28 protein-coding genes and 1 other RNA gene are annotated in these 25830 nt (G+C 62.2%); 19 read left to right on the top strand and 10 right to left on the bottom strand.

The genetic code is table 11. The features are described 5' to 3' along the window. Positions 1-243: 243 nt before the first annotated feature. The 5 genes from AC02Y0_RS17935 to dnaJ all read left to right on the top strand — a co-directional run bounded on the left by AC02Y0_RS17935 (position 244) and on the right by dnaJ (position 6939). A complete protein-coding gene (locus tag AC02Y0_RS17935; protein ID WP_476380182.1) occupies positions 244-702 on the top strand; it encodes a YbaK/EbsC family protein in 459 nt (152 codons plus the stop codon). Between the two features lie 180 nt (positions 703-882). Next, positions 883-3111 carry a transglycosylase domain-containing protein gene (locus AC02Y0_RS17940; protein ID WP_476380183.1) on the top strand — a complete coding sequence of 743 codons (2229 nt, stop codon included), beginning with the start codon at positions 883-885 and terminating at the stop codon, positions 3109-3111. A 288-nt stretch (positions 3112-3399) separates the two neighbouring features. Next, the gene (gene dnaK, locus AC02Y0_RS17945) at positions 3400-5313 is read left to right on the top strand and encodes a molecular chaperone DnaK (RefSeq protein WP_476380184.1); all 1914 of its coding nucleotides are present in this window, start codon (positions 3400-3402) and stop codon (positions 5311-5313) included. Then, the gene (locus AC02Y0_RS17950; RefSeq protein WP_102020576.1) at positions 5313-5783 is read left to right on the top strand and encodes a hypothetical protein; all 471 of its coding nucleotides are present in this window, start codon (positions 5313-5315) and stop codon (positions 5781-5783) included. Before dnaK ends, AC02Y0_RS17950 begins: the two co-directional genes overlap by 1 nt. Before the next feature lie 4 nt (positions 5784-5787). Next, entirely contained in the window at positions 5788-6939 is a 1152-nt protein-coding gene (gene dnaJ / locus AC02Y0_RS17955; RefSeq protein ID WP_102020575.1) for a molecular chaperone DnaJ, read from the top strand. Between the two features lie 65 nt (positions 6940-7004). Here dnaJ and AC02Y0_RS17960 read toward each other — a convergent pair whose 3' ends face one another. Further along, entirely contained in the window at positions 7005-7256 is a 252-nt protein-coding gene (locus AC02Y0_RS17960; RefSeq protein ID WP_476380185.1) for a putative antibiotic biosynthesis monooxygenase, read from the bottom strand. Between the two features lie 98 nt (positions 7257-7354). Between AC02Y0_RS17960 and AC02Y0_RS17965 the strand changes: the two genes are divergently transcribed. Next, the gene (locus tag AC02Y0_RS17965; protein ID WP_476380186.1) at positions 7355-7969 is read left to right on the top strand and encodes a TetR/AcrR family transcriptional regulator; all 615 of its coding nucleotides are present in this window, start codon (positions 7355-7357) and stop codon (positions 7967-7969) included. Here AC02Y0_RS17965 and AC02Y0_RS17970 read toward each other — a convergent pair. Further along, entirely contained in the window at positions 7963-8172 is a 210-nt protein-coding gene (locus tag AC02Y0_RS17970) for a SlyX family protein (protein ID WP_307370853.1), read from the bottom strand. The two genes, AC02Y0_RS17965 and AC02Y0_RS17970, sit on opposite strands and share 7 nt — an antisense overlap. Before the next feature lie 77 nt (positions 8173-8249). Beyond that, positions 8250-8537: a hypothetical protein gene (locus AC02Y0_RS17975; RefSeq protein ID WP_476380187.1), complete on the bottom strand. Its 288-nt coding sequence runs from the start codon at positions 8535-8537 to the stop codon at positions 8250-8252. A gap of 159 nt (positions 8538-8696) precedes the next feature. On the opposite strand from AC02Y0_RS17975, the gene recF reads away from it, so the two are divergent. From recF to AC02Y0_RS17990, 3 genes are read left to right on the top strand one after another with little or no spacing between them, the layout of a single operon-like run. Next, on the top strand, positions 8697-9824 hold the full coding sequence (gene recF / locus AC02Y0_RS17980) for a DNA replication/repair protein RecF (RefSeq protein WP_476380188.1): 1128 nt from the start codon (positions 8697-8699) through the stop codon (positions 9822-9824). 42 nt (positions 9825-9866) lie between these two features. Beyond that, complete coding sequence (locus AC02Y0_RS17985; RefSeq protein WP_476380189.1) at positions 9867-10625, top strand: molybdopterin-synthase adenylyltransferase MoeB; 759 nt, start codon at positions 9867-9869, stop codon at positions 10623-10625. Next, complete coding sequence (locus tag AC02Y0_RS17990) at positions 10622-11098, top strand: GNAT family N-acetyltransferase (RefSeq protein ID WP_476380190.1); 477 nt, start codon at positions 10622-10624, stop codon at positions 11096-11098. Before AC02Y0_RS17985 ends, AC02Y0_RS17990 begins: the two co-directional genes overlap by 4 nt. A 5-nt stretch (positions 11099-11103) precedes the next feature. On the opposite strand, the gene AC02Y0_RS17995 is transcribed toward AC02Y0_RS17990, so the two are convergent. After that, a complete protein-coding gene (locus tag AC02Y0_RS17995; protein ID WP_476380191.1) occupies positions 11104-12108 on the bottom strand; it encodes a 2-hydroxyacid dehydrogenase in 1005 nt (334 codons plus the stop codon). A gap of 268 nt (positions 12109-12376) precedes the next feature. Here AC02Y0_RS17995 and AC02Y0_RS18000 point away from each other — a divergent pair, with 268 nt between their 5' ends. Continuing rightward, a complete protein-coding gene (locus AC02Y0_RS18000) occupies positions 12377-12850 on the top strand; it encodes an SH3 domain-containing protein (protein WP_476384075.1) in 474 nt (157 codons plus the stop codon). Here AC02Y0_RS18000 and AC02Y0_RS18005 read toward each other — a convergent pair. Continuing rightward, entirely contained in the window at positions 12843-13835 is a 993-nt protein-coding gene (locus tag AC02Y0_RS18005; RefSeq protein ID WP_476380193.1) for an adenosine kinase, read from the bottom strand. The two genes, AC02Y0_RS18000 and AC02Y0_RS18005, sit on opposite strands and share 8 nt — an antisense overlap. Before the next feature lie 328 nt (positions 13836-14163). On the opposite strand from AC02Y0_RS18005, the gene AC02Y0_RS18010 reads away from it, so the two are divergent. Then, on the top strand, positions 14164-15108 hold the full coding sequence (locus AC02Y0_RS18010; protein WP_476380194.1) for an AEC family transporter: 945 nt from the start codon (positions 14164-14166) through the stop codon (positions 15106-15108). Between the two features lie 74 nt (positions 15109-15182). On the opposite strand, the gene AC02Y0_RS18015 is transcribed toward AC02Y0_RS18010, so the two are convergent. Then, positions 15183-15926, bottom strand: a complete 744-nt coding sequence (locus tag AC02Y0_RS18015; protein ID WP_476380196.1) for a c-type cytochrome — start codon at positions 15924-15926, stop codon at positions 15183-15185. A 155-nt stretch (positions 15927-16081) separates the two neighbouring features. On the opposite strand from AC02Y0_RS18015, the gene AC02Y0_RS18020 reads away from it, so the two are divergent. From AC02Y0_RS18020 to AC02Y0_RS18030, 3 genes are read left to right on the top strand one after another with little or no spacing between them, the layout of a single operon-like run. Next, on the top strand, positions 16082-16846 hold the full coding sequence (locus AC02Y0_RS18020; protein WP_476380198.1) for a 3-deoxy-manno-octulosonate cytidylyltransferase: 765 nt from the start codon (positions 16082-16084) through the stop codon (positions 16844-16846). 58 nt (positions 16847-16904) lie between these two features. Further along, positions 16905-17702 carry a prephenate dehydratase gene (locus AC02Y0_RS18025; protein WP_476384076.1) on the top strand — a complete coding sequence of 266 codons (798 nt, stop codon included), beginning with the start codon at positions 16905-16907 and terminating at the stop codon, positions 17700-17702. 12 nt (positions 17703-17714) lie between these two features. Beyond that, positions 17715-18332 (top strand): hypothetical protein, encoded by a 618-nt coding sequence (locus AC02Y0_RS18030; protein ID WP_476380200.1) that lies wholly within the window; start codon positions 17715-17717, stop codon positions 18330-18332. A 51-nt stretch (positions 18333-18383) separates the two neighbouring features. Here AC02Y0_RS18030 and nudC read toward each other — a convergent pair whose 3' ends face one another. Both nudC and AC02Y0_RS18040 read right to left on the bottom strand, forming a co-directional pair. After that, a complete protein-coding gene (gene nudC / locus AC02Y0_RS18035) occupies positions 18384-19343 on the bottom strand; it encodes an NAD(+) diphosphatase (protein ID WP_476380202.1) in 960 nt (319 codons plus the stop codon). Further along, a complete protein-coding gene (locus AC02Y0_RS18040; protein WP_476380204.1) occupies positions 19340-19747 on the bottom strand; it encodes an HIT family protein in 408 nt (135 codons plus the stop codon). Before AC02Y0_RS18040 ends, nudC begins: the two co-directional genes overlap by 4 nt. Positions 19748-19839: 92 nt before the next feature. On the opposite strand from AC02Y0_RS18040, the gene ffs reads away from it, so the two are divergent. From ffs to AC02Y0_RS18055, 3 genes are all read left to right on the top strand, one after another. After that, an RNA gene (gene ffs / locus AC02Y0_RS18045) (signal recognition particle sRNA small type) lies at positions 19840-19936 on the top strand. A gap of 80 nt (positions 19937-20016) precedes the next feature. After that, entirely contained in the window at positions 20017-21897 is a 1881-nt protein-coding gene (locus tag AC02Y0_RS18050; RefSeq protein WP_476380206.1) for a DNA polymerase III subunit gamma/tau, read from the top strand. Positions 21898-21946: 49 nt separating this feature from the next. Further along, the gene (locus AC02Y0_RS18055) at positions 21947-22270 is read left to right on the top strand and encodes a YbaB/EbfC family nucleoid-associated protein (protein ID WP_102020558.1); all 324 of its coding nucleotides are present in this window, start codon (positions 21947-21949) and stop codon (positions 22268-22270) included. A 22-nt stretch (positions 22271-22292) separates the two neighbouring features. Here the strand turns inward: AC02Y0_RS18055 and AC02Y0_RS18060 are convergent, their stop codons facing one another. Both AC02Y0_RS18060 and AC02Y0_RS18065 read right to left on the bottom strand, forming a co-directional pair. Further along, positions 22293-23183, bottom strand: coding sequence for an alpha/beta hydrolase family protein (locus AC02Y0_RS18060; protein ID WP_476380208.1), 891 nt, complete (start codon positions 23181-23183; stop codon positions 22293-22295). Positions 23184-23262: 79 nt separating this feature from the next. Next, positions 23263-23883, bottom strand: coding sequence for an MOSC domain-containing protein (locus tag AC02Y0_RS18065; RefSeq protein ID WP_476380210.1), 621 nt, complete (start codon positions 23881-23883; stop codon positions 23263-23265). Between the two features lie 56 nt (positions 23884-23939). On the opposite strand from AC02Y0_RS18065, the gene recR reads away from it, so the two are divergent. After that, complete coding sequence (gene recR / locus AC02Y0_RS18070) at positions 23940-24545, top strand: recombination mediator RecR (protein WP_476380212.1); 606 nt, start codon at positions 23940-23942, stop codon at positions 24543-24545. Between the two features lie 46 nt (positions 24546-24591). Further along, the gene (locus AC02Y0_RS18075; protein WP_476384077.1) at positions 24592-25824 is read left to right on the top strand and encodes a lytic murein transglycosylase; all 1233 of its coding nucleotides are present in this window, start codon (positions 24592-24594) and stop codon (positions 25822-25824) included. The last annotated feature ends 6 nt before the right edge of the window (positions 25825-25830 follow it).

Consider the following 25830-nt stretch of genomic DNA (forward strand, 5'->3'; position numbering starts at 1 on the left):
ATCCGTGGTCAGGGACGGAAACGTGCCATTCGATGTCTCGGATGTTGCCCACCTTCGTGAACCGCATCCCGGATCTTGATGATCGCTCTGGATGCTTAACAACCGGTTAAGCGTTTCGAAGTTCCTGAAACAGGATCTCTGCAAACGCTCTATCGTCTGGTGATCTAGAGATGGGGATGCTCGATCCGGCTTTCAAGATGCGTGCGCTTGAAAAGCCTTGAGCGCTCCGGTTAGACTTCTCCCATGAGCCTCGAATCCGTCCGACAGTTCTTCCGGGAAAAAGCACCCGACGTCTCCGTCATCGTCACCGAGGCAAGCTCCGCGACCGTGGCGCTTGCAGCCGAGGCACATGGCGTGGAGCCGGACCAGATCGCCAAGACGATCTGCCTGAGGATCGGCGAGGACGTCGTGCTGGTGGTCACGGCCGGCACGAAGCGGCTCGACAATCGCAAGTTCAAGGACCGTTTCGGCGTCAAGCCGCGCATGCTCGATGCCGAAGCGGTGGTCGAGGCAACGAGCCATCCTGTCGGTGGTGTCTGCCCCTTCGGCCTGCCCTCCCCGCTCAAGGTCTATGGCGACCTGTCGCTCAAGGCCTTCGACGAAGTGGTGCCAGCGGGTGGCGCGACCAATGCTGCGGTGAAGATCGCGCCGGAGCGAATGATCGCCTTGGTCGATGGCGAGTGGGCCGATCTCTGCCAATAAACTCACGGCACGTTCAAGGCTTGTTTACGGGGCTTTAACCACCCCTTAAATCGCCGCATTTACTGTGCAATTGCGCGATCATTCATCCGGGCGTCGGCGTGATCAACCGAGATTTCTTGAAGCAATTTTCGTGCGGGCTGCAAGCATCGCACAGCGAACATCTGGAGCAAGATCACCGCAATGGTGAGCCGAGGCAAATCCCGTGACCGCATTGAGCCGAGCTTCGACGAAGAGCGCGAAGACGAGGATTTTCGGCTCGACGCGGATGACCGCGTCATTGGCGGACGGCAGGTTCGTTCGGGCGCCAAGAAGACCAAACCGACCGCGAAACGCGGGAAGTCCAGCAATGAGAGAGGCCGCAAGGCCAAAAGCAGTAGCGGCGGCGGCTTCGGCCTGGGGCGGCTGATCTATTGGGGTTTCGTACTGTCGATCTGGTGCGGCATCGGCGTCGTCGGGCTGGTCGCCTATTACGGCTCGCAAATGCCGAGTGCCAGCAGCTGGTCGATCCCAGAGCGCCCACCGAACATGAAGATCGTCTCCGTCGAGGGCACCGTCATTGCCAATCGCGGGGCAACCGGCGGGGAAGCCCTGCCGCTCGAGGAGATGTCGCCATTCATTCCACAGGCGGTGATGGCGATCGAGGACCGGCGTTTCTACTCGCATTTCGGCGTCGACCCGCTGGGTCTGGCACGCGCGATCCTGACCAATGTGACGAGCGGCCGCGCTGTACAAGGTGGTTCGACGCTCACCCAGCAGCTGGCGAAGAACCTCTTCCTCTCGCCTGAGCGCACCATCGAACGCAAGGTGCAGGAAGTGCTGCTCGCCTTCTGGCTGGAGCAGAAATACACCAAAGATCAGATCATGGCGATGTATCTGAACCGGGTGTTCTTCGGCTCCAACGCCTATGGCGTGGAGGCCGCCGCGCGGCGCTATTTCAACAAGTCCGCGCGCGACGTGAACCTCGGCGAGGCGGCGCTTCTGGCCGGGCTTCTGAAAGCGCCCTCGCGCCTGTCACCGGCGCGCGATCCGGAAGCGGCCGAGGCGCGGGCACAGGTCGTGCTGCAGGCCATGCTGGAAGAGGGCTACATCACCGCCGATGAGATCAAGACGGCCATGTCGCAGCCACCGACCAAGGCGAAGCGCTACTGGAGTGGTGCGGGCCAATATGTCGCCGATCTCGTGCGTGATGAAGTCACCATGCTGATCGGCAAGGTGACCGAGGATATCGTGGTCGAGACGACCATCGACATGACGCTCGAAAAGAAGGCCGAGGCGGCGCTGACTGAATCGCTTTCGGCTGAGGGCGAAAAGGTCAACGCCTCGCAGGCAGCCCTTGTCTCCATCGACGGTACGGGCGCGATCCGTGCGCTGGTGGGCGGGCGCGACTATGCGGAAAGCCAGTTCAACCGTGCGGTGAAGGCCAAGCGCCAGCCGGGATCGGCCTTCAAGCCCTTCGTCTATGCGGCTGCCGTCGAAAACGGGCTGCGTCCGACATCGGTGCGTAACGATGCGCCGATCCGGATCGGTTCCTGGACGCCTGAGAATTACGATCAGAAGTATCGTGGCCAAGTGACCGCGACACAGGCGCTGGCCGAATCGCTGAACACGATTGCCGCCCAGCTGGTCATGGAAGTCGGTCCGGATCAGGTGATCAAGGTGGCGCACCGGATGGGCATCGAGTCGGAGCTGCAGAACAATGCCTCGATCGCGCTCGGCACCTCGGAAGTATCGCTGCTCGAACTGACGGCGGCTTACGCGCCCTTCATGAACGGCGGTTACAAGGCAACGCCACACATCGTGCGCCGGATCTCGAAGGCCGATGGGTCGCTGCTCTACGAGAACAATTATCTCGAGCCGCCGAAGGTGCTTAACGACGGCGTGATTGCGGCGATGAATGCGATGATGCGCGATGTCATCGACCATGGCACGGGCAAGAAGGCACAGCTTTCCGGCTGGGAGGCCGCGGGCAAGACGGGAACGACGCAGTCATTCCGTGATGCGCTGTTCGTGGGTTATACGAGCAATCTGACGACCGGCATCTGGTTCGGCAATGATGATGGTCAGTCGATGAAGAAGGTGACCGGCGGCGGGCTTCCGGCGAAGGCCTGGCATGACTTCATGACGGCAGCCCATCAGGGCCTTGCGCCCGCCCCATTGCCGGGTGGCGATTACTTCGAACCGGCACCCGCCGAGGAGCCTGCGACGATCGGCACAATCATCTCCGACGTGCTGCAGGGCGGCGGCGAGGAGCGCTATTCTGGCGACCCCGTCTATGCAGAAGAGTATCCGTCAGGGCCTGTTCCCGCCGGAGATGTGACCGGGTCTTCGGGGCCGGTTCCTCCAGGCGATGTCGGCGGCGAGCAGGGCACGCGACGGACCACGCTTCTCGACTTGATCCTCGGACAATAGAGCCCACATGTGGACAGCAAGACGCCGTCGGCCTGACGCAAGGCCGGCTGACTAGCATGCCCGATCGATCAGGGCGGACTGGCGCTGCAAAGCACATGAAGCTGCAGCGCCAATCTGTTCTTTTTTACCGGTTTTCGGCGGATTTCCAGCCTTGCAGTCGGAAAATCCGCTTCTTATATACGCGACATAACCGCAGCAGCGCTGCAGTATATCCCAGACATCCACGTCGAGGGGTTGTCAGGAATGCCTGATTGGGGTTCCGACGGCCTGCTTCAAGGAGAGAATGACATGGCAAAAGTAATCGGTATCGACCTTGGAACGACCAATTCCTGCGTCGCCGTCATGGACGGCAAGGATGCGAAGGTCATCGAAAATTCGGAAGGTGCGCGCACCACCCCTTCGATGGTTGCATTTTCGGACGACGGCGAACGCCTCGTCGGCCAGCCGGCCAAGCGCCAGGCGGTCACCAACCCGACCAACACGCTCTTCGCGGTCAAGCGCCTGATCGGCCGCCGTCACGAAGATCCGACTGTTGAGAAGGACAAGGGTCTCGTTCCCTTCCCGATCATCAAGGGCGACAATGGCGACGCTTGGGTCGAAGCCCATGGCAAGGGTTATTCGCCCTCGCAGATCTCGGCCATGATCCTCCAGAAGATGAAGGAAACGGCTGAGGCCTATCTCGGCGAAAAGGTCGAAAAGGCCGTCATCACCGTTCCCGCCTACTTCAACGACGCGCAGCGCCAGGCAACCAAGGATGCCGGCCGCATCGCAGGTCTTGAAGTTCTGCGCATCATCAACGAGCCGACGGCTGCTGCTCTTGCTTACGGCCTCGACAAGAAGGACGGCAAGACGATCGCCGTTTACGACCTTGGCGGTGGCACCTTCGATATCTCGGTTCTGGAAATCGGCGACGGCGTCTTCGAAGTGAAGTCGACCAACGGCGACACCTTCCTCGGCGGTGAAGACTTCGACATGCGTCTCGTCGAATATCTGGCAGCCGAGTTCAAGAAGGACCAGGGCATCGACCTGAAGGGCGACAAGCTTGCGCTGCAGCGCCTGAAGGAAGCCGCTGAAAAGGCCAAGATCGAGCTGTCGTCCTCGCAGCAGACCGAAATCAACCTGCCCTTCATCACGGCTGACGCTTCGGGTCCGAAGCATCTGACGATGAAGCTGACCCGTGCGAAGTTTGAAAGCCTGGTCGACGATCTCGTCCAGCGCACGATCGCGCCTTGCAAGGCAGCCCTCAAGGATGCCGGCGTTACCGCTGCCGATATCGACGAAGTCGTTCTCGTCGGCGGCATGAGCCGCATGCCGAAGGTGCAGGAAGTCGTTAAGCAGCTGTTCGGCAAGGAGCCGCACAAGGGCGTGAACCCGGATGAAGTCGTCGCACTCGGCGCCGCCATCCAGGCCGGCGTTCTGCAGGGCGACGTCAAGGACGTGCTGCTGCTCGACGTGACCCCGCTGTCGCTCGGCATCGAGACCCTCGGTGGTGTCTTCACCCGCCTGATCGATCGCAACACGACGATCCCGACGAAGAAGAGCCAGACTTTCTCGACCGCCGAAGACAACCAGCAGGCCGTGACCATCCGCGTTTCGCAGGGCGAACGTGAGATGGCCCAGGACAACAAGCTGCTCGGCCAGTTCGACCTCGTCGGCCTGCCGCCGTCGCCGCGTGGCGTTCCGCAGATCGAAGTCACATTCGACATCGACGCGAACGGCATCGTCCAGGTTTCGGCCAAGGACAAGGGCACCGGCAAGGAACAGCAGATCCGCATCCAGGCCTCTGGTGGTCTCTCCGACGCCGACATCGAGAAGATGGTGAAGGACGCCGAAGCCAATGCCGAGGCCGACAAGCAGCGTCGCGCCGTGGTCGAAGCCAAGAACCAGGCCGAAAGCCTTGTTCATTCCACCGAGAAGTCTGTCAAGGAATATGGCGACAAGGTTTCGGAAACCGACCGCAAGGCGATCGAGGATGCGATTGCTGCCCTGAAGGCCGCAACCGAAGCCTCCGAGCCGTCGGCTGAAGACATCACCGCCAAGACCCAGACCCTCATGGAAGTGTCCATGAAGCTCGGTCAGGCCATCTACGAGGCCCAGCAGGCCGAGGGTGGCAATGGCAATGCTGAAGGCGGCCAGGATGACAATGTCGTCGACGCCGACTACGAAGAAGTGAAGGACGAAGACGCGAAGAAGTCGGCCTGATGCAGGGTCGCTTCGGACGCCGTTCCACGTGCTGGCTGGCCCTCGGGCCAGCCGCCATTTCGTTGATCCTGACGACCGGTGCCATGGCACAGGACAGGGGGCAGGTCAGCGCCGTTCACCGCCAGGTGGGCGCCGCCGAGGCCAGAGTGGCCAAGGCGATTTCCGCGAAAGACAGCAACTCCCTTTCCCGCATCGGCAATGAACTCGGCAAGATCATCGAAACCGCGCTTCAACGGCGCGAGAGCGGTGGCGAAGTTTCCTCCTGCGATATGGCCGCCCATTCGCTGGCATTCGCTGCAGTGACATCCGCTGACGGGCTGATCAGCAAGGGCGATGCCCGCAAGCTGCTGATGCAGGACGCGATGTCGGCCGCGTCCGACTTCCAGAAAGACATGCAGGCTTGCGACAAGCAGGCCGGCAAGGCAGCGGGCAGCCACACGAGCGTTGTGAAAGCTTTGAGGGCTTTGTAAGACGATGGCAAAGGCAGATTTCTACGAGACCCTTGGGGTCGCCCGTACGGCAGACGAGAAGGAGCTGAAAAGCGCCTTCCGCAAGCTGGCGATGAAATACCATCCGGACAAGAACCCGGGTGACGATGAAGCCGAGAAAAAGTTCAAGGAACTCAACGAGGCCTATGAGACCCTGAAGGATCCGCAGAAGCGCGCGGCCTATGACCGCTTCGGCCATGCTGCCTTCGAACAGGGCGGCATGGGCGGCGGCGGTTTCGGCGGCGGCGGCTTTGCCGGCGGCGGTGGCTTCTCCGACATCTTCGAGGACATTTTCGGCGAGATGATGGGCGGCGGCCGTGGCGGTCGTGCCCGGTCGACAGGTGGCCGCGAACGCGGTGCCGACCTGCGCTACAACATGGAAATCAGCCTCGAAGAGGCGTTTACCGGCAAGACGGCGCAGATCCGGGTTCCAACCTCGATCACCTGCGATGTCTGCACCGGTTCCGGCGCCAAGCCCGGCACGCAGCCGAAGACCTGCACGACCTGTCAGGGCTCGGGGCGCGTCCGTGCGGCTCAGGGCTTCTTCTCGATCGAGCGCACTTGCCCGACCTGTCACGGTCGCGGCCAGACGATCAGCGATCCCTGCGGCAAGTGCCACGGCCAGGGCCGCGTCACCGAAGAACGCTCGCTTTCCGTCAGCATTCCCTCGGGGATCGAGGATGGCACGCGCATTCGTCTGCAGGGCGAAGGTGAAGCCGGGTTGCGCGGTGGTCCGTCGGGCGATCTCTACATCTTCCTGTCGGTCAAACCGCACGAATTCTTCCAGCGTGATGGCGCGGATCTCTATTGCTCCGTGCCGATCTCGATGACGACGGCTGCCCTCGGTGGCACGTTCGACGTGGTGACGCTTGATGGCACGAAGTCACGTGTGACGGTTCCGGAGGGCACTCAGCCCGGCAAGCAGTTCCGCCTCAAGGGCAAGGGCATGCCGGTTCTGCGCTCGACGCAGGTTGGCGATCTCTACATCCAAATCCAGATCGAGACGCCACAGAAGCTGACGAAGCGCCAGCGCGAGCTGTTGCAGGAGTTCGAACAGCTGTCGTCGAAGGAGAACAATCCGGAATCGACGGGCTTCTTTGCCCGGATGAAGGATTTCTTCGATACGCTCAGCGACTGAGCTCGCCATAACCAAAGACACGATTGCAAGGGGCGGTCCCACATCTCCGCCCCTTTTGCATGCGTTCAGGCGACCAAGCGCGGTTGCCGCAGGATGAACCAGGCGAAGTGCTTCTGGATCGCTGGCGCGATGCCGTAGACGATCGACAGCACCATGATCGGCGCCAGAAGCGCCGTGCGGGCCCAGATCGGCCAACCCTCGGTGAGCGGCATCAGGACATAGAGAATGGCTGTAACGAAGGGGTAGATCACCAGGAGCATCAACAGGGCGAGCCTGTGCTTCGAGGGGATTGGGCGGGATGGGGAGATAGGGGTCATGGGAGGCTCCATAAGAACGGTACGTTTCGTTTATATTGAAACGGCCCGTTTCGTTCAATAGATTTTTCTGCTAAGGATCGGTCAAAGGAGCACAGACTGTGACGAGCACCGCACCCGATATCACAAAGCGCACATCGATCGGCGCGCAAAGGAACCCCGCCAGCGAGGACGCCATTCTGACGGCAGCGGCCGAGATCCTGAGCGAAGGCGGATTGTCTGCCTTTTCCATCGAAGCGGTGGCGCGACGGGCCAAGGCGGGGAAGCCGACGATTTATCGCTGGTGGCCCTCCAAGGCCGCTCTCCTGCTCGACGTCTATCATCGGCAGAAGGGCGAGACCTTCTATCCCGACACCGGGAACACGCGGGGGGATCTGACCGCCTTCCTCGAGACCCTGCTCGGCTTCTGGAAGAAGAGTGGCGGGGAGGTGTTCCGGTCGATCATCGCCGAGGCGCAGAGCGATCCAGCCGCTCTGGAAGCGCTGCGCGACTATGCGGTCACGCGCTGCAGGGCAAGCGGCATCATCCTGGAGCGGGGCGTGGCGCGGGGAGAGATCAGGGCCGAACTCGACATTCCGCTGGTCATGGAACTGTTCTCCAGCTTCTGCTGGCAGCGATTGCTCACCGGGCGTCTGGATGCATCGCGCGAACAGCTGTCGCATCTCGTCGACGCGGTGCTGACAGGCTTCGCCAAGAAGGATCGTGCCGTTCAGTAGTGTGGCGGGCGGGTGATGGCGGGGGCTTCGAGGCCCTGCTCTTCCAGAGACAGAAAGCGCTCCGTCAGACGATCAAGCTTCGCCCGCGTCTGCTCAACCACTTTCCACTGTTCCGTCAGCTGGTCAGACAGCTCCTCGATGACACGCATCTGATGCGCAACGGTCTCTTCCAGACGCGTGATGCGTTCGTCTTGCGTGTCCATGGGTCTCTCCATCGTCTCGATACGGCCTAGATGCCGCAAGACGCGAGCGCGGTCAAACGCCGTCTGGCGTCCTTGCGTCAGCGCTGCTTCTTCTTGCGATAGGGCATGGTCATGACGGCCGATGCCGTCACGGCGGCCGCGAAGGTCAATGCGAGGGGAACGGCCAGCATGATGGTCGGCAAGATCGGATGGCTGGACCGAGCGAGCGACGTGCCGAGGCCGCCGAAATCGAGCCAGACGATGGCAAAGGCCACCAGAAAACCAAGGGCTGTTCCAAAACAGGCATTGAGCGCCAGGAAGCCCAGCATCTCCCAATGGTCGCGGCGGGCTTCTTCGGGTGTCAGATCATCGGGATGCAGGGACATGGCTCGGCCTCCGGGCTCGGCTATCCGCTCAAACTACCACCTTCAATGCATGGTTCCATGTCGCCAAGCGCCGCATGGTCCGATCGAGCAGAGATTGGCGGTTGCGCCTTGCCATCGCCCGCCAATCGGCCTAGCTCAAGGCGACAACGATTCCGACCGATGACCCAGAAGACACAGATCCACCGGCTCAAACTCAGCGACTTCCGCAACTACACGCAGGCCGGCCTGACGCTGGACGGGCGGCATGTGGTGCTGGTCGGCGACAATGGCGCGGGCAAGACCAATTTCATGGAGGCGATCTCCTTTCTGTCGCCGGGACGTGGTCTTCGCCGAGCGGTGCTCTCCGACATTCCGCGGGTCGGGGCCTCTGGAAGCTTCACGGTCTTTGCCGCCATCGAGGGCATGGCCGGCGAAGCCGATATCGGCACGGGCACCGAGACGACGGAAGAGGACAACCTGGTCCGCAGGCTGAGGATCAACGGCTCGCCCGCGAAATCCGTCGACGAACTCACCGACCATCTGCGCGTGCTCTGGCTGACGCCGGCGATGGACGGGCTGTTCACCGGCCCCTCTGCGGATCGACGCCGCTTTCTCGACCGTCTGGTCCTGTCGCTCGACCCCGCCCATGGACGGCGCGCGAACGACTTCGAGCGGGCGATGCGCAGCCGCAACAAGCTGCTTTCGGAGGGACGATTCGATCCAAGCTGGCTCTCCGGTATCGAACAGCAGATGGCAGCACTCGGGGTCGCGATGGCCGCAGCGCGGCGGGAGATGCTTGGGCTGCTTTCCGGATTGATCGAGGCGGATCGGGCAACATCGGCATTTCCATCCGCATCTCTCGCACTCTCCGGCTTCCTCGATGACCTCGCCGACCTGCCGGCCTTCGAGTTTGAAGAGCGGTATATCGAGATCCTCGCCCAGTCGCGGAACCGGGATGCGGCAGCCGGGCGCACGCTGGACGGACCTCATCGGGCTGATCTGATCGTCCGCCACATCGAGAAAGACATGGATGCGGAGCGCTGCTCCACCGGAGAGCAGAAGGCATTGCTGATCGGGCTGATTCTTGCCCACGCACGGCTGGTGGCGACGATGACCGGGTTTGCGCCGATCCTGCTGCTCGACGAAATCGCTGCACACCTGGACGAAGGACGGCGGGCAGCGCTTTTTGCCCGCATCGATGCCCTCGGCGGCCAGGCCTTCATGACGGGGACCGACAGGGCGATGTTTTCGGCGCTCGGGGATCGGGCTCAGTTCGTGACCATCAAGGACGGGCAGATCGATGGCTGACACTGCTTTCCTTCAGACCATGCCGGTGGCAAGGTGACCTCCATGGATCCGCTATCGCCTGAAGAACTCTCCCGCTATCACCGCCATATCCTGTTGCCCGAAGTGGGTGGTCATGGCCAGCAATTGCTCAAAGCCGCACGCGTGATGGTGATCGGGGCGGGTGGGCTCGGCTCGCCCGTGCTGCAATATCTGGCGGCAGCGGGTGTCGGCACGCTCGGGATCGTCGATGACGACGGCGTATCGCTCTCCAATCTCCAGCGGCAGGTGATCCATGACACGGGCACGCTGTCCGAGAAGAAGACGGAGAGTGCCGCGCGCGCCATTGCCCGCCTCAACCCGAATTGCCGCACGGTGCGCTATGAAGAGCGCTTTACTGCCGAGTTTGCCGGGGATTACCTGCCGCGCTACACGCTGCTGGTCGATGGCTCCGACAATTTTACCACCCGCTATGCGGCGGCAGATGCTGCGGAGCGTGCGAAAGTGCCGTTGGTGACCGGGGCTGTGGGGCGCTTTGACGGCACTGTGACCGTTCTCAAACCCTATGAGAGCGGGCCTGACGGTATTGCCTATCCACGTTACACCGACCTCTTCCCCGAACCGCCGCCCGAAGGGCTCGTGCCGGCCTGTGCGGAAGCGGGTGTGATCGGGGCCCTCACTGGCGTCATCGGCACGCTGATGGCCATGGAAGCGATCAAGGTCATTACCGGCATCGGGGAGCCATTGGTTGGACGGCTCCTGATGTATGACGGGCTTGCCGCTCGTTTCGACACGGTGCGCTACAAGAGACGGACAGGGATATGAGTGTGACGATCAAACGGATCGATGAGAGTTTCCATCGCTACGAGGAACTGCTGGCGCTGATCATGGGTTCTTTCGCCTATATGGACGGTGTGATCGACCCACCCTCCTCCGCGCATCGGCTGACTGTCGACGCCCTCAAGGACAAGGCGCGGGACGAGATCGGACTGACTGCCGAAGTCGATGGACGGCTTCTCGGCTGCGCTTTCCTGCGGCCCGAGCCGGGCTTCCTCTATGTCGGCAAGCTCGCGGTCTCGCCTGAGGCGCAAGGGTCTGGGATCGGCAGCCGTTTTCTGACCGAGGCGGAGGCGATCGCCCGGGATCTTGGCAAGCCCACCCTGCGGCTCGAGACGCGGATCGAACTTACCGGCAACCACAGACGGTTTGGCGCCTGGGGCTTCGTCCGCACCGCCGAAAAGAGCCATGCAGGCTACGACCGCATCACCTTCATCGAGATGCAGAAGCACCTGGCCTGAGGACCTCAGCCGCGGTTCGGCAGGACACGGTTCGGCGGGCGATGGCCGTCGAAATAAGTGCGGATGTTGATGATCACCTTGTCGCCCATATCGGTGCGACCTTCGATCGTGGCCGAGCCGGTATGCGGCAGGAGCACCACCTTGCCCTCATTGGCGAGCTTCACCAGCTTCGGATTGACCGCAGGCTCGTTCTCGAAGACGTCGAGACCGGCACCGGCGATCTTGCCGGCGCGCAAAGCCTGGACCAGGGCATCCTCGTCGATGATGTCGCCACGGGCAGTGTTCACGACATAGCTGGTGGGCTGCAATAGGGCCAAACGGCGCGCCGAGAGCAGATGGAAGGTGGCCGGCGTGGAGGGGCAGTTCACCGAGACGATGTCGACGCGGGCGAGCATCTGGTCGAGGCTGTCCCAGTAGGTTGCTTCCAGCTCTTCTTCGGTGGCCGGGTTGGCGCGCTTGCGATTGTGGTAATGGATCGACAGGCCGAAAGCCTTGGCGCGGCGGGCAACGGCCGTGCCGATGCGGCCCATGCCGATAATCCCGATGCGCTTGCCCCAGATGCGGCGACCGAGCATCCATGTGGGCGACCAGCCTTCCCATTCGCCCGGCTTGTCCATCAGCACACGCGCGCCCTGCACAAGGCGGCGCGGGACCGCGAGGATCAGTGCCATGGTCATGTCGGCGGTGTCTTCGGTCAGGACATTCGGCGTATTGGTGACGGTGATGCCCTTTTTCGCGGCCGCATCGATGTCGATATGATCCGTGCCGTTCGAAAAACTGGCGATCAGCTTCATCTGCGGGCCGGCCTCGGCGATGAGCGCCGCATCGATTCGGTCCGTTACGGTCGGCACGAGAACGTCCGCCGTCTTCACGGCTGCGATCAATTCTTCGCGCGTCCGCGGCGTGTCATCGACGTTCAGCTCCGCCTCGAACAGCTCCCGCATGCGCGTTTCCACGGCATCCGGCAGTTTCCGCGTGATATAGACCCTTGGTCTTTTCCTGTTCGTCATGGACCGGACCGATGCCTTCTTCAGAACTCGTTAACCAAGTCGCGGGATACTTCGCTCCTCAGGAAGGCAATTTCTACCAAACCCGTCGGCGAAGACAAACAAAACTCGTCGGCTCGTGGCGGATTTGTCCGAAACCCGCGTGACGCGTGACGGGGCGGTAAGAAAGCACTTCATTTCCATAGCTTAGCCCGGAATGACCATGTTTCATAATCTGTGCCGCGTCAGCCTAGCCTTCAGCGTCCTTGCGCTGGCTCTCGTGGCCGGCCCGATGGCCGGTCATGCGCAATCGACGACCAAGGGATCGAGCGGCCTGCCGCTGCCCCGCTTTGTCAGTCTCAAGGCCGAAAAGGTCAATCTTCGGATCGGCCCCAGCACCGATTATGCGGTGTCCTGGCGATACATGAAATCCGGCCTGCCGGTCGAGATCATCCGCGAATACGAGAACTGGCGGCAGATCCGCGATGCCGATGGCACCGAGGGCTGGGTGAACCAGACCTTGCTGACAGGCGAACGGACGGCGGTCGCCGCCCCGTGGATGCGGGGCAATGGCGACAATGTCTATGTGATGATGCGGCGCGATTCGAACTCATCTTCCGCCGTCATTGCCAAGCTCGAGCCCGGTGTGGTGCTCAAGCTCAGCGAATGCAACGGCAACTGGTGCCGCGCCGAGACGGGCGGTGTCAGTGGCTGGCTCTCGCAAAACGAGATCTGGGGCGCCTATCCGGGCGAGGCCTTCAAATAAGGCTGATTGCCGCGGCACCCTTCTGCAGGGACATCATCGGACGCGGGCCGATCTGCTGGATGACAACACCGGCGGCATAGCAGCCGAGATGGCCGCAGTCTTCAAGGCTTCGGCCGTTCGTGTAGCCAAACAGGAAGCCGGAGGCGAAGAGATCGCCGGCCCCGGTCGTGTCGACGACGGTCTCGACCTTCGTTGCAGGCACGCGGATGCGCTGGTCGTTCTTGACGATCACCGCCCCCTGATCGCCCATGGTGACGGCCGCCAGCTTGCAATCCTTTGCGATGCGATCCAGCGCTTCGGCAAAGCTGTCAGTCTCGTATAGGGAAAGTGCTTCCTGCTCGTTGGCGAAGACGATGTCGACGGTGCCGGAGCGCATGAGGTCGAGGAACTCGGCGCGGTAACGTCCGACGCAGAAGCTGTCGGACAGGGTCATCGACATTTCCTGGCCGGCCTCATGGGAGATGCGGGCACAATCGAGGATCGCCTGCTTGGCACGCGGCGGATCCCAGAGATAGCCTTCGAAATAGGTGACCTTGGATTTTGCCACGACCTCGGGCTCGACGTCTTCGGGGCCGAATTCGACGCAGGCGCCGAGATAGGTGTTCATCGAGCGCTCGCCGTCTTCGGTGACGAAGATCATGCTGCGGGCGGTCGGCGGCTGGCTGCCCAGCGGGCGGGTTTCGAAATGCACGCCCTGGGCGCGGATGTCATGCGTGAAGATCTCGCCGAGCTGGTCTTCCGAGACCTTGCCGAAATAGGCAGCCTTGCCACCGAAGTTCGCGATGCCCGCGGCCGTATTGCCCGCGCTGCCGCCAGAGGCTTCCACCGCCGGTCCCATCATGCCGTAGAGCCGTTCGGCGCGTTCCGCGTCAATGAGGTTCATGGCGCTCTTGGTGATGCCGTTGTCGATCAGAAACTGGTCGTCGCAGCGAGAAATAATGTCGACGATCGCATTTCCGACAGTCAGGACATCGAACTGGCTCATGGTGGGCGGGGCTCCGTTTGCTTGGCCAGACGGTCATAGCCGTTTTTCCAGCGATGGGAAGGGGCAAGCGGATCAACGTCATCGTGTCGTTACATCGACAGGCTAGGGATCGACACAAGGACGGCCATCTCCCCTGGACGTCCGGTTGGACCATTACCGGTCCTACACGGGAGAGCCGACCACGGATGTACTGGCGGCGGATCCCAACCCGGCATGAGGCCGGGCGTGAAAGCAGGCAATGGCCTGCTTTTGTCGTTTGTGGCGGATTGGCTGGGATCGGCAGGGGGCCTAAGAAGGTCTCATCTTGCCATTTCCCGAGTCGATTTTCATGACAGCCGTTGCCCAGGACGTCCTTCCCATTTTCATTCTCATTCTTTTCGGCTGGGCTCTTGTCCGGTTGAAGATCCTCGCCGCGGATATCGGCGATGGGCTCGGCGACTTCGTCTTCAAGGTGGCGGTGCCGCTGCTTTTACTCCGAACCATCGCCAATGCCGACTTCCACGGAGCGTCACCCTTCCGTCTGTGGATTGCCTATTTCTCCGGCGTCTTCGTTGCCTGGGCCGTGGGCCATCTGGTGGCGACGCGGATCTTCAAACGCGATCAACGGCTTGGTGTGCTGGCGGGCGTTTCGTCCGCCTTTGCCAACAATGTTTTCATCGGTCTGCCACTCGTGGAACGTACGGTCGGGCCGGAGGGGATCGTCGCCATGTCGATCCTGCTCGCCATCCACCTGCCGCTGATGATGATCGCCGGTGTGATTGCCATGGAGCGGGCCGAGCAGAAGGGCGGCGGCCGCAAGGCGGAAGGCATCCTGTCGGTCGTGAAGCAGGTGGGCATGAACCTCGTTCGCAACCCTCTCATCATCGGTCTTGCGGGCGGGATCCTGCTGCAGATCCTGGGCACGCCGGTTCCCGCAATGATCGACGGTGTCGTGGCGCAGGTGGCCGGGATGGCGGCGCCGGCGGCGCTGATCTCGCTCGGCATGACCTTGAACAAGTACGGGATGGCAGGGAATGTGCGGATCGCGACAAGCATCTCGCTCTTGAAACTCGGCCTGATGCCGGCGGTGGTCTGGGTCGCGTCGACCCTGCTTGGCCTCTCGCCACAATGGACGGCGGCACTCGTTCTGACCTCTTCCGTGCCGACCGGGATCAATGCGTGGTTGATTGCGAGCCGCTTCGGCGTCGGTCAGGGGCTTGCCGCATCCGTGATCACACTCTCGACCGCGGCAGGCGTGGTGACCGTTTCCTTCTGGGCTCTGCTTCTGCTCTGACGCACAAACGAAAATGCCCGGCCGCAAGGCCGGGCATTTGAATGAAACGGATCCGATGGATCAGTCCATAAGGATCAGGGCGTGGCCGGCTGTGCCGGTGCAGGCTCGGCCGGAGCAGCCGGGGCGGTCTCGGCAGGTGCCGCAGGAGCAGCGTCTGCCGGAGCGGCAGGGGCAGCTTCGGCGGGTGCTGCGGCCGGGGCCTCTGCGGGTGCTGCAGCGGCGTCTGCCGGGGCTGCATCGGCCGGAGCAGCAGCGGCATCGGCCGGCGCTGCGTCAGGTGCCGGCAGCGGGACCGGGCTGTCAGCCATGGTGTGCAGGTAGACGATCAGGTTGGCGCGCTCGTCGTCCTTCTTGATGCCGGCAAAGCCCATGGCGGTGCCCGGAATGTGCTGCTTCGGAGCGAGCAGGAACTCGTTCAGGTGATCCCAGGTCCAGAGGACCGAGCCGCCCTGGGCGAATTCAGTCATGGCAGCCGAATAGCTGAAGCCTTCATGCGAAGCGATCGGGCGGTCGACAAGGCCATAGAGGTTCGGGCCAACCTTGTTGGCGCCGCCCTTGTCGACCGTGTGACAGCTCGCACACTTCTTGAAGACGCCTTCGCCTGCGGCCGCGTCGGCGCTGGCGAGAAGCACGGCGATGGGCGTCGCGGCGACCTCCGGTGCTGCGTCTGCCGGTGCGGCTTCTTCTGCCACGATGGCGAAGCCTTCCTTCTCAGGCGTTTCCGCGTGGAAAATGCCTTCCGAAGCGATCGACACAGACATCAGGACGAAGACGGTGCCGAGAAAGGCACCCACGCCCATGTTGGTATAAGAGTTCATCTGCAAAGCTCCCCGTGCAGCCGGCCGATGAGCAACCGGACGATCTTGAAATCGCGCGGAACCTATGTCTTTTGCATAACACTTGCAACACGATTATGGTCCCGCAACTGGGACTATTTGACACTTCTGTGCGGTGATTTGAAGGGGTTACGGCGATGAATGAAGGCATAACTGCCAAAACCTTAGTCCTGATCCCGGCCCGCATGGCATCCACCCGACTTCCGGGCAAGCCGCTGGCCGATATCGCCGGCCTTCCGATGATCGTGCAGGTCGCAAAACGGGCTCAGGAGGCCAATGTGGGCCGAATCATCGTGGCCGTCGATGACATCGAGGTCTTCGACGCGGTCGAGGCGGCGGGCTTCGAGGTGGTGATGACACGGGCCGATCACCAGTCCGGATCCGACCGGATCTTCGAGGCCCTGACAAAGGTCGATCCCGATGGGCAGGCCGAGATCGTCATCAACGTGCAGGGCGACCTGCCGACGATCGATCCGCAGACCATTCGCGCCTCGCTACGGCCGCTCGAAGACCCCGCCGTCGACATCGCAACGCTGACCGTCGAAATCGAAGACGAGCAGGAAAAGACCAATCCGAACGTGGTGAAGGTCGTCGGCTCGCCGCTTTCGGCCGACAGGCTTCGGGCGCTCTACTTTACCCGCGCCACCGCACCCCATGGGGCCGGTCCGCTCTATCACCATATCGGGCTTTACGCCTATCGCCGCCACGCGCTCGAGCGCTTCGTTTCGCTTTCGCCGTCGACGCTCGAGAAGCGCGAATCGCTGGAACAGCTTCGCGCGCTCGAAGCCGGCATGCGCATCGATGTTGAGGTGGTGAAGACCGTGCCGCTCGGCGTCGACACACCCGCCGATCTCGAAAAGGCGCGCCGCATTCTTTCCGCATCCTCCAACGCAGGACACTGATCCCTTGGCTCCCACGAACAAGATTTCCTTCCAGGGCGACTATGGCGCCAATTCCGACATGGCCTGCCGGGATATGTTCCCGGATATGGAGCCCCTGCCCTGCCCGACCTTCGAGGATGCCTTCGTGGCGCTGGAAACGGGCGAAGTCGATCTCGCGATGATCCCGATCGAGAACACGCTCGCAGGTCGTGTCGCCGACATCCACTATCTCCTGCCGCTGTCGCGCCTGCATATCGTCGGCGAGTATTTCATGCCGATCCGCTTCCAGCTGATGGTGCTGCCGGGCGTGAAGCTCGACGAGATCCGCACCGTGCACAGCCATATCCATGCACTCGGCCAGTGCCGCAAGATCATCCGCAGCCATGGCTGGAAGGCGGTTGTCGCCGGAGATACGGCCGGGGCTGCCAAGCTGGTTTCCGAGAAGGGTGACCGCTCGATGGCGGCCCTTGCTCCGCGGCTTGCGGCCTCTCTCTACGGGCTCGATATCCTCGCTGAAAACGTCGAGGATTCGGAAAACAACGTGACCCGCTTCGTGGTGCTCTCGCGAGACGAGGACGACCAGAAGCGCACAGCTCTCGACGAGCAGTTCATCACCACCTTCGTGTTCAATGTCCGCAATCTTCCGGCTGCGCTCTACAAGGCGATGGGCGGATTTGCGACGAACGGGGTGAACATGACCAAGCTGGAAAGCTACCAGATCGGCGGCAAGTTCACGGCGACGCAGTTCTATGCCGATATCGAGGGGCATCCAGACGATGCGCCAGTACGGCGAGCGCTGGAAGAGCTGCGCTTCTTCTCGGAGAAAGTGCGCATTCTCGGCGTGTACAAGGCGCATGCCATGCGGGGCAAGCTCTAAGGCGACACCGGCGTGAGCGAACTATGTCAGTCGTATCTTCGTTTGTTCAGCCGGGGCTATCTGCCTCTGCCACTCGTCGGGATTCCCCCGCTGACCTACACGGTCAGTTACTACACTGGGACAGACGCCACTGGATTGTTCTCTTTCCTTAGTGTCTTTTACCCACGACTGGCCTGCGACCTTGAAGTCGTCTCCAGCTATGCTGGATACAACGGTGACGCCTATGTGGGCTCGATCCTGCTCGGCATAGCAGGCTGCCTTGCCTTCATATTCGTCAGCCTCGGAAATTTGGTTGTTTTTGGCCACCGCCAAATTCGAAAACATGTCGGCAGAGAGCACCTAAGCAAGAGGATGATGGCACTCGCCGTGATCATGTCGCTGCTGCTGAGTGCCTTCGTGTTTATGATGCACTCCTACTTGCCAACGATTAACGGTTCGCAAGGTGGGTGTTCCTGGCTGGGAAGAGGCTTGCCACCGAATGAATTCGCGCAACAGTTCTGGTTCTCTCTATTTCTTTCGGGCTGGTTGTTGTGCGGCCTTGTTCAGTTAGCTCAAGTTCTCATCGTTCACTTTGTAGGTCTGCTCCTTCCGACAAAGGCAACAACTCCCCGGCAAAGAATAGATAGCTAAAGCCTACGACAGCGTGGTGAGAACGTTGAAAGCGCAGTCGGTTATGGCGGCTCAGTGCTTCCACTCATACCAGTCTTCGATCAACCTGCGGGCGATCGTGCCCTGGATCGGTAGCGACCGCCCATCGAACGCCCCCTCCGACAGCATGGCGCCGATCTCGGCCCGGATGAACCAGCGGCAATCCTCAAGCTCTACAGTGTCAAAGGCAATGTCGAAGTCTGTGGCCTCACCGTAGCAGCCGATCATCAGCTGGTGCGGCATCGGCCAGGGCTGCGATGCGTGATAGCGGACGCGGCCGACGGTAATGCCCGACTCCTCGCGCGTTTCGCGTCGAACGGCGTTTTCGATGGTCTCGCCCGGCTCGACGAAACCGGCAAGCGAGGAATACATGCCCGTCGGAAAGCGCGGGCTGCGGCCCATCAGGCACCGATCCTTCTTCTCGTCGACGATCAACATGATGGCGACCGGATCGGTGCGCGGGAAGATCTCGTGGCTGCAGGCCGTGCATTTGCGCTTGTAGCCGCCGATGAGGGTTTCCATCGTGCCGCCGCAGCGACCGCAGAAGCGGTTGTCGGCATTCCAGCGCAGGAGGCTCAGCGCCTGGGCGACTTCGCCGAGCAGTTCGTCACCAACAAGAGCGTCGCGGAAGAGTGCACGCGGGTCGGCCGGCTTGTAATGCGCCGCGAGCGCTTCCGGCGCGACATTGACGGGCACGGCAAGACGCGGTTCGCCGGAGGCCTGGTGGCCCAGCAGGATCGCATCGTCGAAGTTCGGCTGCAGCTCGGCGAGCTCGTAAGGGGCAAACAACGGATCGAGCACCTGGCCGTCATGCTTCAGCACAAGCTGGGTACCGGAGAAGGCGAGGATATGGGTACCCTCGACCTTCAGCGCTTTTTCGAGCGAGGTCTCGTCGCGATGTTCGCTGTCGCGGTCGAGCTTGTTGCCCGAGAAGGCCGTGAGTTCGCTGGGTTCGAGATGCGGGGCACGGTTGAGGAAAATCGAATTCTTCATTGGAATGCTTCAAGTATCCTGTGCTTCATGGCCTCGAAGGCCTTTTCCTCATACGGGACAGACTGGCCAAAACCCCAGATCGGGCCCGGCCAATTCGGGTCATTTTCGCTGCGTGCGACGACATGCACGTGAAGCTGGCGCACGATGTTGCCGATCGCTGCGATGTTGATCTTCTCGGCATCTGTCGCCTTCTTCAGCGCCGTGCCAACGGTCACCTGCTCGAAGGTCAGCATGGCCTGGTCGAGCGGCGTGAGGTCGAAGATCTCCGATACCTCAGGACGCTGCGGGACGAGAATCAGCCACGGCCAGCGGCTATCCCGGGCAAGCCGCAGGTCGCAAAGGCCGAGTTTCAGTATCGACTCGCTGTCTCTGCCAAGACGCTCATCAAGGGTGAATGGCTGCACGGTGTTTCTCTCCGCTTTGTTTTCAATGAAGCTAGCAGTTTTTTCGGCGCTTGGCTTGCATTTGGCGACGTTATTGCCGATATGTCTCCTCGGGAGGTTGGTGGTGGACGAGCCACTCGCCAACCGGGTCAGGTCCGGAAGGAAGCAGCCCCAACGAGCGCGGCACGGGTCATCGTGCCAGCCTCCCACCTCATCTTCATTTACGGCCTCTCTTTCCAACAGGGGCCGTGCCATGCCCGGATGCGGGCGACGGGGAAGCTGGCAACGCGATGAGCGATTTCGAGCCGACTGCAGAGGCCAAGTCCGCCCCCGGCGGCTACCGCGTTCTCGCCCGCAAATATCGCCCCAAGGATTTCACGGACCTGATGGTCGGCCAGGAGCCGATGGTGCGGACGCTGACCAATGCGTTCGAGACCGGACGTATCGCCCAGGCCTATATGCTGACCGGTGTGCGCGGAGTGGGCAAGACGACCACGGCCCGCATTCTGGCGCGCGCGCTGAACTACAAAACCGCTGAGATCGACAAGCCGACGATCGACCTTCGCATCCCCGGCGAACATTGCCAGGCGATCATGGAAGGGCGGCATGTTGACGTGATCGAGATGGATGCCGCCTCGCATACCGGTATCGACGACATCCGCGAGATCATCGAGCAGGTGCGCTACCGCCCGGTTTCGGCACGCTACAAAGTCTACATCATCGACGAAGTGCATATGCTGTCGACGGCGGCCTTCAACGGGCTGCTGAAGACGCTCGAAGAGCCGCCGGAGCATGTGAAGTTCATCTTTGCGACGACCGAAATCCGCAAGGTTCCAATCACCGTTCTTTCCCGCTGCCAGCGCTTCGACCTGCGCCGGATCAGTGCGGGCGATCTCGTCGGGCTGTTCTCGACGATCGCGTCAAAGGAAGGCATCGAGGCCGAGGAAGAAGCGCTTTCGATGATCGCGCGCGCGGCCGAAGGCTCTGCCCGTGACGGGCTCTCGCTGCTCGACCAGGCGATTGCCCATGGCGGCGGCATGGTGCATGCCGATGCCGTTCGCGCCATGCTGGGTCTCGCCGACAGGGCCCGCATCGTCGACCTTTTCGAGCATGTGGTGCGCGGTGACGTGGCCGCAGCACTCTCCGAATTCGGCAGTCAGTATGAGGCTGGTGCGAACCCGACGGTGGTGCTGACCGATCTTGCCGACTTCACCCATCTGGTGACCCGGCTCAAATACATTCCGTCTGCCGCACAGGATCCCTCGCTTTCCGAAGTGGAGCGCGTGCGGGGCGCCGAGCTGGCTGATAGCGTGGCGGTAACGACGCTGTCGCGCATGTGGCAGATGCTGCTGAAGGGCATTCCGGAGGCCGAGGCCTCGTCGCGTCCGGCAGGGGCTGCCGAAATGGTGCTGATCCGGCTGGCGCATGCCGCCCATCTGCCCTCGCCCGAGGATGCGGCGCGACGCCTGCTCGAGCTGTCGAATGGCGATGGCGGAGCAGAGCGTGGGCCATCCTCACCCCGTCCGAACGGCGGCGGTGGTGGCGCCTCGATGGCGATGCGGGTGCAGGCCGTCGGTCAACCCGCACAGGACAGCGCCCCGCGCCCGGCAATGAGCCAACCGGTTGCGCATCTGCAGAGCGTGCCGGCTGGTGATGCCCTGCCGCAGATGATGGAACGCCGCGAACCCAAGGTCGAGGAAGCGCTAGCCCCGGGTGTCCGCGTCGAAACGCTGGACGACATCGCGGATCTCTGCACCAAGAACCGCGCGCCGGTCTTGCGTGCCCAGCTTCGCCAGTTCGTGCATCTCGTGAAGATAGAGCCGGGCAGGCTGGAAATTCGTCTCGAATCGCAATGCCCGCCGACAATCGTCAACGAACTGAAGATGAAGCTCAGCGAGTGGACCGGCATTACCTGGTGGGTGACGCTCTCCAACGATGCGGGCGCGCCGACGCTGGTCGAGGTTGAAAAAACGACTCGCGAGGCGCGGCTCGTCGATGCGCGGCAGGACCCCGATGTGGCGGCGATCCTCGCCCGCTTTCCCGGCGCCAAGGTGACCGACGTCCGGATCAAGGCAGCTGCGATCGAGGACGACGATATCGTAGCGGCACCGCCGGCGGCGGCGGAATCGGCCGATGGCGACATCCTGCCGGGCGACGACATCGAATTCTAGGGCTTAGAGTCCTTCTCGCAAAACACGACAACAATCCAAGGAGATGACGATGCGCGACATCATGGGCATGATGGGCAAGGTCAAGGAAATGCAGTCCAAGATGGAGAAGATGCAGGAAGAGATTGCTGCACTCGAAATCGAAGGCAAGTCTGGCGGCGGCCTGGTGACCGTCGTCCTGACCGGCAAGGGCGAGATGCGCAGCATCAAGATCGACCCGTCGCTCTTCAAGGAAGACGAAGTCGAGATCCTCGAAGACCTGATCGTGGCTGCCCACAAGGACGCCAAGGACAAGGGCGAAGCCCAGGCGCAGGAAAAGATGGCGGCGCTGACGGCCGGCATCCCGCTGCCGCCGGGCATGAAGTTCCCGTTCTGATCAGCACGGCTGATCGGGTCCGTCAGGGATAGACCCGATTACCCCACGGATTTTCCCCGTCGCGCAGAAACGTGAGGCTCTGGCGCCAGAAGCCATCCTGATGGCGGGCGTGGAAGAGATCAAAGTGGCCGACCCTGGCAAAGCCGAGGTCCTCGGGTGCAAGCAGCACCTTGGTCACCGGCGAGCGACGGTAGTAGCGCATGGCGCGGCTGATCGCCTTCGGGGTGGCGAATTCATCATCCGACATGGTGACGCTGAGGATCGGGCCGGTTGCGGTCGCGAAACGGTCGCACATGACTTCAGCGGCTTCCTGTGACAGGCCCTGCTCGGCCCTGCCCTGCTGCAGCCCCCAGCCATAGGCAACGCCTTTCGGCAGATCCTCCAGCCAGCCGAGACGCTTTCCGGGAAAGTGCCCGAGTGCAAGCGTGATCGCGGGCATCGCGACATGCCATTTGAGGAATAGCGGCAGGCGCCGCGCCGGCAGATAGTCCCCCCAATAGCCGTATTGGCCGCCGACCGAGAGCATGGCCGAGATGCGTCCGACCGCAGGCGAATAGCCCGGCAGGAAACCGCCGATGCTGTGGCCGACGACGAGCACGCGTCCGGTATCATCATCCTGCAAGGCGTGGCGTAGGGCCGCGTCGAAATCCTGCTCGCCCCACTGGCGCCAAGTGAAGGTTGAGCCCTTGAGGCTTTCGGGACGGGACAGCCCGATGCCGCGATAGTCATAGGTCAGGACAGAGAAACCGTTGGCCGCGAGATAGGCAGCGTATCGGTGGTAATAACGGGCGTGGACGCCGGTAGCCGGGTTGATGACAACGGTGGCGGATGGCGACGCCTCCGCTGCCGGCCACCAATGACCGATCAGCCGCACGCCATCGGCCGCGGTCAGCTCTATTCTCCTCGGGTCCATCACTCCTCCAAGCGGGCGGCATGATGGCGAGACGTTCGATGGGGGTAAAGCCTCGGAGACTAAGACCTTCGGCGGAGGCTCACATCTCCCCGGCTCGGATCGTATCCCTGACCTTGTAGTGGACGGGTGCGGCGAGATAACGGGCACGATCGGTCTCGCTCAGTCTGCGGCCGAAGGTCGCCATCATTTCCCGCATGGTGACGCGATCGCCACTCCAGGGCGTGAATTCGACGGCTTGGCCGGCTTCGACCATGCCACCCTGAAGCACCCGAGCATAGGCGCCCGGACGGGCGGCTTTCGTATAGCGCTTGACGATGGTCGGATCGTCCATCTTGGCGGCGAAGGTGGCGCAGGGCATGCGGGCGGAGGTGACTTCGAGAAGCACCTCGCCGATGGCCAGCCTGTCGCCGGCCGCCAACATGGCGCTCTCAATCCCCTCGATCACAAGGTTCTCACCGAAGGTGCCATAGGGCAGATCGCGACCGAGTTCGGCCTGCCACCAGGCGAGGTCGATGGACCCCTCGATATAGACGGCCTGATCGACGCCGCCGTGGTGCTTGCGGTTGAGGATCGCGTCGCCGACGAGGCCTTCGGCATCGACCATGATCGGCCCCTGGATGGCGAGCTTGTTGATGCCGGTCTTGTATTTCTTGCCGGGGAGGATCTCGGGTCGACCAAGGCAGACGGCGAGGATTTTCATGTCGGGCATCCCTTCGGCGATTCCGTTTCCCGACTATATGGGCTAGAAACGCCGCCATGGCAAAACGAGTCACCGGCCCCGAAATCGAGAAACTCATCCAGCTTCTGGCGAAAGTGCCCGGGCTTGGACCGCGCTCGGCGCGGCGTGCGGCGCTGCATCTGATCAAGAAGAAAGACCAGCTCCTTGGCCCGCTCGGCCACGCGATGGGCGAGGCCTATGACAAGGTGAAGATCTGCTCCTGCTGCGGCAATGTCGACACCGTCGATCCCTGCACCGTCTGCACTGACGTCGCTCGGGACCAGACGGTGATCATCGTCGTTGAAGACGTATCCGATCTCTGGGCACTGGAACGCGCGGCCGCGATGAATGCCGCCTATCATGTGCTGGGAGGCACTTTATCACCACTCGACGGGATCGGGCCCGATGATCTCAACATCAAGGGGCTGATCGACCGGGTGGCGAAGGGCGGGATCCGCGAGATCATCATCGCGGTCAATGCCACCGTCGAGGGGCAGACCACAGCACACTATATAACCGACCACCTGACGGGGCTCGACGTGAAGATCACGCGGCTTGCTCATGGCGTGCCCGTTGGGGGCGAACTGGATTATCTGGACGAGGGAACACTGTCTGCGGCGATCAGGGCCCGGACCACGATCTGACCGCGAGGAAGAACCGATGGCACGAACCCGCAAGCGACTCCGCTGGCTGATGACGACTGTTTCGCTGCTTTTGGCAGGGAGTTTTGCCACGCCGTCCGCAGCCGCTTCCCGGAGCGCCGTCGAAGCGCAATTCCGGCAATGGATCGCCAGCGATCTATGGCGTGCCGCGCAGGACGGCGGGATCAGCAAGGAGATCTTTGATCGGACGCTTCAGGGCGTAAAGCTGAACTGGGATCTGCCTGATCTCGTGCCGCCGGGCACGGAGCCGCCGAAGGAGCGGACGCAGAGCCAGGCGGAGTTCAGCTCGCCGGCCTCCTATTTCAACGAGAAGCGCCTGCAGGGACTGGCCGCCACAGGCCGGACCCTTGCGAGCCAGCATGCGTCGACGCTGCGCAAGGTCGAGGCGACCTATGGCGTTCCGGGTTCTGTCATCGTAGCCATCTGGGGACGCGAATCTGGCTATGGGCGGGCGAAGCTGCCGCATTCGGCGATCGACGTGCTGGCGACCAAGGCCTTCATGTCGACCCGGAAGCCGATGTTTCAGCAGGAGCTTATTTCGGCGCTGCATATCGTCGAAAGCGGGGACGTGAGCGCCAACATGCTGATGGGCTCCTGGGCTGGGGCGCTCGGGCAACCGCAGTTCATGCCGGGAAGCTACCTCAAATATGCCGTCGATTTCGACGGCGATGGCAAGCGCGACATCTGGAACTCGGTGCCGGATACGCTGGCGTCCATCGCCAACTATCTGGTGAAGAGCGGCTGGCAGAGAGGCCGCGACTGGGGCTACGAGATCACCATTCCCGACGGCGTGTCCTGCGCGCAGGAAGGGCCTGACAGAGCCAAGTCGGTGTCTGCCTGGGCGAGCGGCGGGCTGACCCGGATTTCAGGTCGGGCCTTCCCATCGTCGGAGGCCTCGCAGCCGGCGATGATGCTGGTTCCAGCCGGCACCTATGGTCCGGAATTCCTGGTGACGCCGAACTTCTATGTGCTCAAGGAGTATAACAATTCCGACCTCTACGCGCTTTTCATCGGCAATCTTGCCGACCGGATCGCGAGCGGTGGCGGGGCCTTCAAGGCCTCCTGGGGCGATGTCGGCAAGATGCTGCGCTCGGACGTGCTTGCCATGCAGCAGGCGCTGGTGGCGCAAGGCTATGATGTCGGCAAGGTGGATGGCCTGCCCGGCTTCAAGACGCGGCGGTCGCTTGGCGAATGGCAGGCGAAGAACGGGATGAAACCGACCTGCTATCCGAGTGCAGACCTCAAGGCCAAGCTGCGCTGATACCCG

The sequence above is a fragment of the Allorhizobium sp. nf9_anc genome, from assembly GCF_056323085.1.